Below are 9,312 nucleotides of genomic sequence, written 5' to 3' on the forward strand. Positions count from 1 at the left end.
TTCGTGAAGAAAAAATTAGATGATGTGTGGACAGTTGTATATAAAGATCATGATGAAGAACCTATGGCCTTTTCATACTATTCCAAAACAGATGCGGAGATTGCAAAACAGACAATTGAAAAATCAAACGGTACTCATTTAGTTAATGAAAAGGAAGAAGTCGTTGGGTATATTCATTTAGACTGGGTCTATTTAATCCATGGGAGGTTAATTAAAACCGACTAAGAGAGAGAAAATAAAATTCTAATTTTATGCAGAAAAGAAGAACGATCAATATGGGCAGTTATGGTTATAAGAGAAGTGAAAAATTCGAAGAACTTAGAAGTATACTACGTCATTCTTTACCCAGTAGGACAATGCTAAACAATGTTTCAATCGGAGCAATTGAGATAAATGGAATGTTGATTATTTTGAAAAATCGTTATGACGTATATACTTCTCATAACATTTCCTTCATTCATTACAATGAAAAGCATGACCTGAATTATCATTACAACGAATTAAAGGGAAGAGATGTAATTTTCGATATTGAATTATTGAACAGAGCAGGAAGAGATGCGTTGATGGAGTTTTATTATTGATAAAATGTTGATTTGATTCAAAAAAAGGAGGGGATGACATGTTCCTTAAATGGGTTGAAAAAAGAGAGAAGGATAAGATGATGGATGACCTAAGTGCATTCATCGACAATCTAATCAATGAAAGGGATTCCCTTGTAGACAAGGTAAGAAAGCTCAGCAAAGATGAGGAAATCGCAAAATTGTTAAAAGAAAATGATAATCTTAGAAATAATAGCCTTCATACTTTATCAGAAAAAGAAAGAAATGAAGCAGATGCTTTTAGGGATGAACATTTGGGGAAATGCAAAGGTAGCATAGCTTATCTTTTGACAGGAGTGAGTATGGGTACAGCTGTAGAGGTTATTTGCTCCAAATGTAAAACCAAAAAAGACATTACAGACATTAGTACGTGGTAAACAAAGTAGCGAAGTGATTTAAAGGAGATGAACTCTTGACTGTATATGAAAAAATTATGAGCCACCCTGAAAGCAAAAAGGCAGTGTTAATCAAGTTTGGTTTTGGGCAATTGTCCCCGATTAAAGTGGAAAAATGGTTTAAGTCATACAATCCACCCAAATACTACGAATTTAGAAAAGCAGCTAACCACAGAAAGGTTACTGACCTACATACTCAAGCAATGACAAAGGATCAAAGGACGCATTTATTAAACTTGGAAGAGGTCTTTAATGATGAAAAGTCTAGAAATGCGTTATTAAAATTAGCAGAACAAAACACTAAGAGAAATAAGGATGGACTGACTATTATCGAAAAACATGATCCTTGGAGGGGCTAAATGCAGGCGAACATTACTAAGGAACTGTCGTGGTGGGGAGTTACTTTGACTGGAAGTATGAAAACCGTAAAATCTTTAAGCGAGCTGATGGAAATAAACAAAGAACTGTTCGAGAATCTCTACAAGGTGCAAGCAGACTCAATTGAAGAGCTTGTAAACAAATTATATGAACAGTTTCCTGAGTATGAGAAGAAGTTCTTGAAGTTTGTAAGTGAGCAGTTACCTAATCTGAAGAGGTGCTTACAGTTCGAACTGCCTTATAATTCTCAACTAATATCCAGCATAGAATATGAAATTTTCATATCCGGTGCCGAAACTGATTGTGAATATCCGTATGATGCTAGGGATTGCATTATTACTTTCTTTCAACGGATACCAGAAATAATCGGTTCATACAAGGAGGGATTCAGTGCAGAATAAATTAACTTGGTTTGATTTAAATTATAGAACTGATTCAGAGTCTAAAATTAGCTGTTGTTTACTGCGAGTGTTTGACCTTATAAAAGAGAGCTTGCGCATATACTTCAATATAGAGAATTCTAAAGATATTTATGATTTTTTGTCCCAGGCTAAAAGACAAAGCAAGGATAACCTTTTTGTTGAATGGTTTTTAAATAAAGGAATTCCTAAATTAAGGAGTATTGACTTAAACAACTTGCCAAAAGATGACCGTTTTCTTGCAATGTTGGAACTTGATGAGTATGTCTTAAAAAGTGAAATGGACTTTGCAGATCTAGAAGAAATAAGAAGCTGCATAATTTCATTTGTAAGTAGTCTTCAACAATACATTGACCTATGTAAGGAGGAGTTAAATGAAAAATGCAGAGTTTAATATAACAAGTTTCTTAGATGAATATAAACGAAGAGACCAGATGCGAAGAGATTTTATTATTCATGAAGGCTGCACTGCTATTGAAGAGATCATTAAAGAAGTTAATAAAAGGGGATCACTAAATGAGGCTGATATTTATTACGGAACTCCTAAACCTCAACTAAGTTTCTCGGACGTTGAATTAGGCTACATGCTTACTTCAATGATGGAATATGCGACAAATCATGTAGGAAACCCAGTTGATGAGAAATGTGAATTTGAAAATAAGCTGGCTTATTTTGAGTATAAGGACGAGATTCTTGAAATTTTTGAAGTGTATGGCCAAGGTACTGAAAGCTGGTTTTCCAAACCAAGTGACGATACCATCGATAAATTGAATAACACAGCTTACGGAGTGTATTTAATCCAGTTCGATGATTTCATTAATTACACTAAAAATAATGATAGTAAGAGTGAAAAGCTGTCCCCAAGCAGCACAATCTTAAATGACATTACGGGCGGATATACAGTTGGAAGAGGTTCTAAGTAGATGATTGTAACAGCTTGGGTTTTGTTGATAATGTTTGGTTTATTCGCTTTATCAGATTTGAACTTAACTGAGGATGAAACAAAGCATATAAAATTCTTCATTATAATGAAATTTGTTTCTGTCTTTATAGCTTCTTTAGCTGCTGGAGTGATTTGGGGAGGGTTATTTCAATGAAAAAAGTTTTCAAATGCCGTACTTTTCCTAAGGAAGACAGAATTACTTTTGACAAAGGAAAAGATCATGTCTTAATAACTATCGAAGACAAAAGGCACAACAAGAGAGTTTCGATATGTTTGAATAATGATGACTTAAAGAAAATAACAGATTTTTTAGGAGGTAAATTTAATTGATCGTATACACTACACTAGGTTATTTCCCTGTGTTGAGAAGAAAATTGTCCAAAGAATTTAAACGATTAGGTTTTAATAACCTGAAAGAAAAGCGGTGGTTTTTAGCTAAAGTCTTAGGATACGCACCAAATTTCAGTGAAATGTCTATTTCTGAGTTGGAAAGAGTAATCGATGAGCTTACTAAATACGAAAACTTAAATGAAATTACATAAATAAATCCAAATAAAATTGGTCTTTTATTTAGAATGAAAATAAAATTAGCGGAGAGTAAGTGGAAACCTTATTTGGTTTACATAAGGAAACACTTGAAGGTAAGCTATTGAGGTTTTTGATTGAAATACACAATAAGGAAGAGGATACAGACTATAAGGAAATAATAAAAAGTTTGAAAGATAATTATTGTATAAACGGATCTATATGGGATGAATATGTTGAGCAAAGGACAAGAATAATTAAAGAAAGAGGAGGGGAGTCGGTGTCTTTCGAGAATGTAAAACAGTGGTTTGCAAGAGATATTGATAATAGAGTTATAACCATTGACAAAATTAATAAATTTAATAAAAAAAGTACATTTTTCTGTCCGATTTGTGGATCAAGTTTAATCCCAAAAGCAATTGAGTCTAAGAAAGTAACACCTCATTTTGCTCATGTTGATTTATCTAGTTGTAATGCTGAATCAATGGTTCACTGGTGGTTTAAAAATAAATTCATAGAGCCTGGTGACAAGTTTTACATAAAGACAGACGATGTCATTGAATATGTGTGTAAAGAAATCAAGATTGAACCTGTTTATAAGCTTTCTAATGGGAAATACAACCCCGACATTAGCATAAAGACAGAGTGCAACCAAGAGATTATTATTGAAATGCAATATAGCAATAAGAAGAATGTTGAGGACTATATTGATTATTGGCTAGAGCTTAATAAAACAATTGTGGAAGTTGATATAAAAAGGCTTAAACATAATGATGAAGTTTATACACTTGCCCCTTTATTTCACGATGGGAAATGCAGATACACAAAAAAGAATGATCTGTATCATAAAACTATCGGGCAGTATAAGGAAGAAATCTTTAAAACAGTAAACTTAAATGAATATAAAATGAGAATAGAAAAATTAGATTGGTTTTGGCAAGACGTTTTTAGATACAAAAAAGATGAAATAAGTATTGAAGAAATGGTATTGCTTATTGATTCATTTGATGAACAAGATAAAGAAATCATCGAATCAATATTGGATAAAAAAAGTTGCAATGGATTAAGGACTGATTATCTGCAATTTAAGAATGAACAACGGATTAAAGATGAAATTCATAAATTCAAAGTGACATTCAATAAGGACAACAATGATTTTTCAATGAAATATAAGACACTTGAAAATTCTCATATAGAGTTTACTGTGTCGAGTGTTGAAAAATTAGACAGTGACATAGAAACCATCAAAGATTCTATTAAAATAAGTTCTTTCACTGCAGGAAAAAGCGTTGAATCCGTAGCAAGAGATTTGGTGGATATGTTAAAAATAGAACAAATTAAAACTAGCCGTTGCTTTATTGAAACTCTATCTGAAATGCAAAAAAAATATAACGACGATTTGTATGAAGTTCTTTATAAAAGGAACGGTCTTTACCTTTATTACAATAGTTTTAAATGTTTAACTGTTTGTGAAGATGTCTGGTCACAGATAAAAAAACTTAAAAACGCAGAGAAATTATTTAAGGTTTTCGATAAGAGGATAATGAAATATATGAAAAATCTTGTACCGATTCCGTCTCCTGAAAAATTGTGCGGATTTTTAGAAGAGAAAGAACAAACCCTTAAATTTATTAGAGATCAAATATCTGATCAATCCATCTTTGTAACGCTTGATTGGCAGAAACCATCCGAAGAGGAGATTTGTATATGGATTAAAAGGAAATGTTGGGATAGGAGTCAGATTGGAAGAATTTTAATTAAAAAGGGAATATTAAAAATTTATAAGGGGGTTAATTGCAACTATAAATTGGATAAAACCCTAAAAGTCCACAATCTTGATGAAGAGCAATATTACTTGAAATTCAAGGGAATCATTGAAGCGGCAATCCTGCCATATGAATACACTTGTGAATGTGCAAAGGTCAGAGCTACATTAAATGATTTTGTTAATGCTGTTCAAGGTGATGAGAATATGCACAGGCATATTGAAAAGTCTTTAGCAAAAAGATGTGAAGAATGCCGAGAATATAAAAAGAAACAGATGAGCTTAGAAAAAATTGAACACTATGTTTGTAAGGTGTTATTGAACTATAATTTAGATTTCTCAATTAAAAGGGACTATTGCGGAGCGGGCACTGATGATAGTGATTGGATAGTCTTTACAATACCCACCCGTAACACAACATTTTTTATCAATATTTCCGATATGCTCGTTTCTTTTTATGAAATTGATGAGCATTCCAAATTCGAGGAGGACTTTGATTATACCTTAGGAAATGGCTTTGAAGAACTATTTGAATTTTGTTCTAAAAAAATAAACCAAATTAAGGAGCTTACACAATGAACACAACATTGAGTGATAAAGAGTTTAAAGGTTGGAAAACAATGTTCAGTACAATTGAAGACCAACTTTTCTCCTCTAGCGAAATTGTTAGAGACTTCATGGGGCCAGATTATCTACAGTGATAATGAAAACGAGAAATATGAACAGTTCGTTAAACAAGTCAGCAGAATGGTTATTGATTACAAAGATAAAAACCAAAAAATGATGGGTGAGAAAAATTAACGAGGCATATCATTCAATTCAAACACTGTATAACAAGATGGATAGACAAATGAAAACAGTAAAGGAGGCCATTGAAGAAAAAGATTTGCAAAGAGCGCATCGTAACTTAATTAACTTAGCTGACAATAATGAGGAATTAATGCAAGAAATCAGGTGGATCAAAAAGGGAACCACCTTGTAAGTTATTTGACCAATTGTCTGCGCTCTTTAAAGTTCCATACATAAAGCTCTTCGATAGAGCAACCTATGGCATCAGCAAATGTCATTGCTGTTCCGATATTCATATTTGATTTAAAACCACTTACGTAATCATTAATACGTTGCTTAGGCAATCCAGTACGCTCAACAAGATCTTCAATTGAAACGCTATATTCATGCATGAGTTCATTGAGTCTTGAATCAACTGGTTTCCATTGTTTTTTCACTATGCACACCTCTTTCAGCAACGATTTTAGCACATACATAATTTACCTTCAATATAGATTAGGAGAGTGATTGATTGGGAGTAAACAATCAAGGGAAAGTTTTTGAAGCGAACATTGAAAAATCTGCAGCGGATCAGAAGTTGTTCTTTTACCGAATTAAAGATGTTAATCCAATGTTCTTGAAAAGAGGGGCAGCAGTATCGAAAAACAAATATGACTGTTTCTTGCATTTTAACGGATACTTATTTCCCTTTGAGCTTAAGTCGACAAAGAACAAGTCCATTTCCTTCAGTGAGAAGATCATAAAAGGGCAGCAGATTAAACATTTAAAAGAGGCAGCACAGTACCCAAACATAATTCCTGGTTTTCTGTTTCAGTTTAGAGAGCCTGAGAACAAGGTTTATTTCGTACATATTGATGAATTTTTGAAATACAAAAACATAGCCGAAAAGCAGTTAGAACACACATATAATAATAAAGTTAACAAGTCCAGTATCCCGATAGCAATTTGTGAAGAGATCGGTACAGAAGTGCGCTGGATGAAAAAGAAAGTGAATTATACATATTATCTAAACAAACTTTGCGATGAATTGATAAAGAAATCCAAGTTATTGGACAAACCACTTAATTCATACATTGATGACAAGTCATCTATGGGAGTGGTGCATCAATGAGCAAAAGAAGAGAATGCGCAGAAAACTATAAGGTAACCACAGTTATTAATCAGGATGTAGAAAATTGGGTTGAAGAGGTGATATCAACTAAAGAATTTTATGATTTTGCAGCTACATTAATGTACAAGTATAAAAAAGCATAAGGTAAAACAAGTATACCTGTTTTTCCCATGGTATACTTGTGCTTATATACAGACATAAAAGATAAAGCAATATGGAGGTTATGATCTATTGCTTATATTAAAGGGAGATCAAAAGCTAAGTACGGACAATATAATGCATTTGATTGGCAAAATTAATGCATTGATTTATGCCAGAGTATCAACAACAGATCAAGCTAATAAGGGTTTTTCAATTGAGTCACAAATAGAAAGGTGTAAAGAAAGAGCAATCTCTAAATTTGGATACAAGGAAAGCGAAATAATTGCGTTAGTTGAACCGGGGGGCATGGGAGATGATCCAAACCGGCCAGCTCTTAATCACGCCTTATATTTATTAGAAAAAGGACTAGGAAAAAAATTCATAGTATTACACCCAGATCGTCTAACTAGAGATAACACCTTACAGGGTGTGGTATCAAGAAGAATATGGGGTATGGGTGTTGATATCGAGTTTATTGAATTTGAAGTAAATCCTCATGATCCTGAATCAATGCTGATGTACAACATTCAAGGTTCAATTGCACAGTACAATAAGGCGAAAATTCATGCTAACTCAAAGCGAGGAAGATTGGCTAAAGCAAAGAAAGGTGAATTTCCTTCATTTAAAAGGTTGTATGGGTACAAATTTAATACAGTGACAGATCTTCCTGAGTATAACGAAGAAGAAAAAGAAATTTTGCTTGAAATGAAGGATATGCTCTTAAACAAAAAAATGTCCTCGAATGAAATTGCTAAAGAGCTTTCAAGAAGGGGAGTTGCTGCTCCTAACGGAAAGACTTGGTATCAGGCAACTGTAAGTAGAATGTTGCAGAATGAAGATTACACAGGTGATTTTTATTATGGAAAGTCAAAAGTTGTTCAAATTAATGGTAAGAAGAAACAGGTGCCGACAAACAAAGACGAATGGATATTGATAAAGATTCCTCCAATGTGGGATAAAGCTACACGAGAGCAAATCATTGAGCGATTGAAGAGCAACTTTAAGGGAAGAAGTCGAGCTACTAAAGACTATTTGCTGAAAAACAAGGCGAAATGCGGCCGTTGTGGAGGGGCATGTGGCTCAGGAATAACTTCTAAAACTAAATCAGGCGTATATAAGTATTATTCTTGTAGAGCCAAGACTGCAAAAGGATATCAAAATGGCAAGAAAGTTGTTTCATGTGAAGGTAAGAACTGGAGAGTCGATATCGTTGATGAAGTTTTTTGGAACTGGTTTATAAAACTCATGAAGAATCCAGAGAGATTTCTAGAATCATTTTTAGAGGAAGCGTCTGATCAAAAGAAAATCGATGAACTCAAAGCTAAAGCAAGTCGATTAGAAAAACAACTCGGTGAGATAGATGAAGAAATTGCAAATTATGTAATTCTTTTCGGGAAAGGGAAAATTAAAGAAAGTATGTTCGACCAACTGTCTCAGCCATTGGAACAGAACAAAGAGCATATTGAGAATGAGATTAAAATAATTAATTCACAATTGGCTGCAAATAAACAAACTGAAGACAAAAAACAAAAAATGATCGAGTATATTGGCTCGTTCTCTAAAATGATTAAAAATGAAATTACAATAGAAGAAAAACGGCAATTCCTTGATTTTTTCATTGAAAAAGTAACTCTGTTTGATGATGATCACATGGAAGTTGTATGGAAAAGTTCTTCACTTAATAATGAAAACAGCCATGTGGATTTTCTTAACGGCGAGCAGGGAGGGGAGTTTATAAACTCGCATAAAAGACTAAACCATATTCAAGCATATGGAAGACAAACAGCATGAGTTTATTTTGATACTCGCCGGATATTCACGGGAAATGGATCATTTTCTCTCGTTAAATCCCGGTCTCCAATCAAGATTTCCCATCTCCATTGATTTTCCGGATTACTCTGTGACCCAGCTCATGGAGATTGCGAAACGAATGATCGATGAAAGGGAATACCAGCTCAGTCAAGAAGCTGAATGGAAATTGAAAGATTACTTAATGACAGTGAAAAGCACGACAAGTCCCATTAAATTCAGCAATGGACGTTTTGTCAGAAATGTGATCGAAAAATCGATCAGAGCACAAGCCATGAGGCTTTTAATGGGAGACCAATACTTAAAAAGCGACTTGATGACCATCAAAAGCCAAGATCTTTCCATTAAAGAAGAAGCATCTGGATCTGCATAGACCTCTCAGTTTTTGAGAGGTCTGTTTTTTGCTCGTATTTCCGCTTTTCAAAGCAATCGATTTGT

Annotated in this window: 17 protein-coding genes and 1 pseudogene; 17 read left to right on the forward strand and 1 reads right to left on the reverse strand. The window is 33.7% G+C overall.

Annotated features, from left to right (window positions below; genetic code table 11):
• The first annotated feature begins 3 nt into the window (after positions 1 to 3).
• From NYE20_RS10560 to NYE20_RS10620, 13 genes are all read left to right on the forward strand, one after another.
• Entirely contained in the window at positions 4 to 225 is a 222-nt protein-coding gene (locus NYE20_RS10560) for a hypothetical protein (protein WP_163136918.1), read from the forward strand.
• 50 nt (positions 226 to 275) lie between these two features.
• On the forward strand, positions 276 to 581 hold the full coding sequence (locus NYE20_RS10565; RefSeq protein ID WP_163136917.1) for a hypothetical protein: 306 nt from the start codon (positions 276 to 278) through the stop codon (positions 579 to 581).
• A gap of 38 nt (positions 582 to 619) precedes the next feature.
• Positions 620 to 976 (forward strand): hypothetical protein, encoded by a 357-nt coding sequence (locus tag NYE20_RS10570; RefSeq protein ID WP_151262259.1) that lies wholly within the window; start codon positions 620 to 622, stop codon positions 974 to 976.
• 35 nt (positions 977 to 1,011) lie between these two features.
• The gene (locus tag NYE20_RS10575; protein WP_151262260.1) at positions 1,012 to 1,353 is read left to right on the forward strand and encodes a hypothetical protein; all 342 of its coding nucleotides are present in this window, start codon (positions 1,012 to 1,014) and stop codon (positions 1,351 to 1,353) included.
• Positions 1,354 to 1,773, forward strand: a complete 420-nt coding sequence (locus NYE20_RS10580) for a hypothetical protein (protein ID WP_163136916.1) — start codon at positions 1,354 to 1,356, stop codon at positions 1,771 to 1,773.
• Positions 1,763 to 2,185, forward strand: a complete 423-nt coding sequence (locus NYE20_RS10585; protein WP_250621133.1) for a hypothetical protein — start codon at positions 1,763 to 1,765, stop codon at positions 2,183 to 2,185. The genes NYE20_RS10580 and NYE20_RS10585 overlap by 11 nt, the downstream gene beginning before the upstream one ends.
• The gene (locus NYE20_RS10590; RefSeq protein WP_160214986.1) at positions 2,166 to 2,714 is read left to right on the forward strand and encodes a hypothetical protein; all 549 of its coding nucleotides are present in this window, start codon (positions 2,166 to 2,168) and stop codon (positions 2,712 to 2,714) included. The genes NYE20_RS10585 and NYE20_RS10590 overlap by 20 nt, the downstream gene beginning before the upstream one ends.
• Positions 2,715 to 2,888 (forward strand): hypothetical protein, encoded by a 174-nt coding sequence (locus tag NYE20_RS10595; protein WP_129137703.1) that lies wholly within the window; start codon positions 2,715 to 2,717, stop codon positions 2,886 to 2,888. It abuts the gene before it with no gap.
• Positions 2,885 to 3,064, forward strand: coding sequence for a hypothetical protein (locus NYE20_RS10600; RefSeq protein ID WP_129137702.1), 180 nt, complete (start codon positions 2,885 to 2,887; stop codon positions 3,062 to 3,064). The genes NYE20_RS10595 and NYE20_RS10600 overlap by 4 nt, the downstream gene beginning before the upstream one ends.
• Positions 3,061 to 3,276: a hypothetical protein gene (locus NYE20_RS10605; RefSeq protein ID WP_129137701.1), complete on the forward strand. Its 216-nt coding sequence runs from the start codon at positions 3,061 to 3,063 to the stop codon at positions 3,274 to 3,276. Before NYE20_RS10600 ends, NYE20_RS10605 begins: the two co-directional genes overlap by 4 nt.
• Before the next feature lie 59 nt (positions 3,277 to 3,335).
• A complete protein-coding gene (locus NYE20_RS10610) occupies positions 3,336 to 5,603 on the forward strand; it encodes a hypothetical protein (RefSeq protein WP_163136914.1) in 2,268 nt (755 codons plus the stop codon).
• On the forward strand, positions 5,600 to 5,725 hold the full coding sequence (locus NYE20_RS10615) for a hypothetical protein (RefSeq protein WP_282281313.1): 126 nt from the start codon (positions 5,600 to 5,602) through the stop codon (positions 5,723 to 5,725). The genes NYE20_RS10610 and NYE20_RS10615 overlap by 4 nt, the downstream gene beginning before the upstream one ends.
• 95 nt (positions 5,726 to 5,820) lie before the next feature.
• The gene (locus NYE20_RS10620; protein ID WP_080333410.1) at positions 5,821 to 6,006 is read left to right on the forward strand and encodes a hypothetical protein; all 186 of its coding nucleotides are present in this window, start codon (positions 5,821 to 5,823) and stop codon (positions 6,004 to 6,006) included.
• 1 nt (position 6,007) lies between these two features.
• Here NYE20_RS10620 and NYE20_RS10625 read toward each other — a convergent pair whose 3' ends face one another.
• Positions 6,008 to 6,250, reverse strand: a complete 243-nt coding sequence (locus NYE20_RS10625; RefSeq protein WP_124058308.1) for a helix-turn-helix transcriptional regulator — start codon at positions 6,248 to 6,250, stop codon at positions 6,008 to 6,010.
• Positions 6,251 to 6,324: 74 nt separating this feature from the next.
• Here NYE20_RS10625 and NYE20_RS10630 point away from each other — a divergent pair, with 74 nt between their 5' ends.
• The 4 genes and pseudogenes from NYE20_RS10630 to NYE20_RS10645 all read left to right on the forward strand — a co-directional run.
• Positions 6,325 to 6,924: a Holliday junction resolvase RecU gene (locus NYE20_RS10630; RefSeq protein WP_163136912.1), complete on the forward strand. Its 600-nt coding sequence runs from the start codon at positions 6,325 to 6,327 to the stop codon at positions 6,922 to 6,924.
• Entirely contained in the window at positions 6,921 to 7,067 is a 147-nt protein-coding gene (locus NYE20_RS10635; RefSeq protein ID WP_160171069.1) for a hypothetical protein, read from the forward strand. The genes NYE20_RS10630 and NYE20_RS10635 overlap by 4 nt, the downstream gene beginning before the upstream one ends.
• Before the next feature lie 88 nt (positions 7,068 to 7,155).
• Positions 7,156 to 8,856 (forward strand): recombinase family protein, encoded by a 1,701-nt coding sequence (locus NYE20_RS10640; RefSeq protein ID WP_163136910.1) that lies wholly within the window; start codon positions 7,156 to 7,158, stop codon positions 8,854 to 8,856.
• Positions 8,822 to 9,247, forward strand: a pseudogene (locus NYE20_RS10645) (stage V sporulation protein K); the annotation flags it as partial. The gene NYE20_RS10640 and the pseudogene NYE20_RS10645, both read left to right, overlap by 35 nt.
• Between the last annotated feature and the right edge of the window lie 65 nt (positions 9,248 to 9,312).

Origin of the sequence: Bacillus sp. FSL R5-0416 (assembly GCF_037975425.1) — a bacterium.
GTDB classification, from domain to species: Bacteria; Bacillota; Bacilli; order Bacillales; family Bacillaceae; genus Bacillus; species Bacillus subtilis.

What these genes read in the sequence shown, in the direction of transcription:
- NYE20_RS10580 (WP_163136916.1), top strand. Translation starts at nt 1,354, where the DNA reads ATGCAGGCGAACATTACTAAGGAACTGTCGTGGTGGGGAGTTACTTTG.
- NYE20_RS10590 (WP_160214986.1), top strand. Translation starts at nt 2,166, where the DNA reads ATGAAAAATGCAGAGTTTAATATAACAAGTTTCTTAGATGAATATAAA.
- NYE20_RS10595 (WP_129137703.1), top strand. Translation starts at nt 2,715, where the DNA reads ATGATTGTAACAGCTTGGGTTTTGTTGATAATGTTTGGTTTATTCGCT.
- NYE20_RS10635 (WP_160171069.1), top strand. Translation starts at nt 6,921, where the DNA reads ATGAGCAAAAGAAGAGAATGCGCAGAAAACTATAAGGTAACCACAGTT.
- NYE20_RS10600 (WP_129137702.1), top strand. Translation starts at nt 2,885, where the DNA reads ATGAAAAAAGTTTTCAAATGCCGTACTTTTCCTAAGGAAGACAGAATT.
- NYE20_RS10615 (WP_282281313.1), top strand. Translation starts at nt 5,600, where the DNA reads ATGAACACAACATTGAGTGATAAAGAGTTTAAAGGTTGGAAAACAATG.
- NYE20_RS10565 (WP_163136917.1), top strand. Translation starts at nt 276, where the DNA reads ATGGGCAGTTATGGTTATAAGAGAAGTGAAAAATTCGAAGAACTTAGA.
- NYE20_RS10570 (WP_151262259.1), top strand. Translation starts at nt 620, where the DNA reads ATGTTCCTTAAATGGGTTGAAAAAAGAGAGAAGGATAAGATGATGGAT.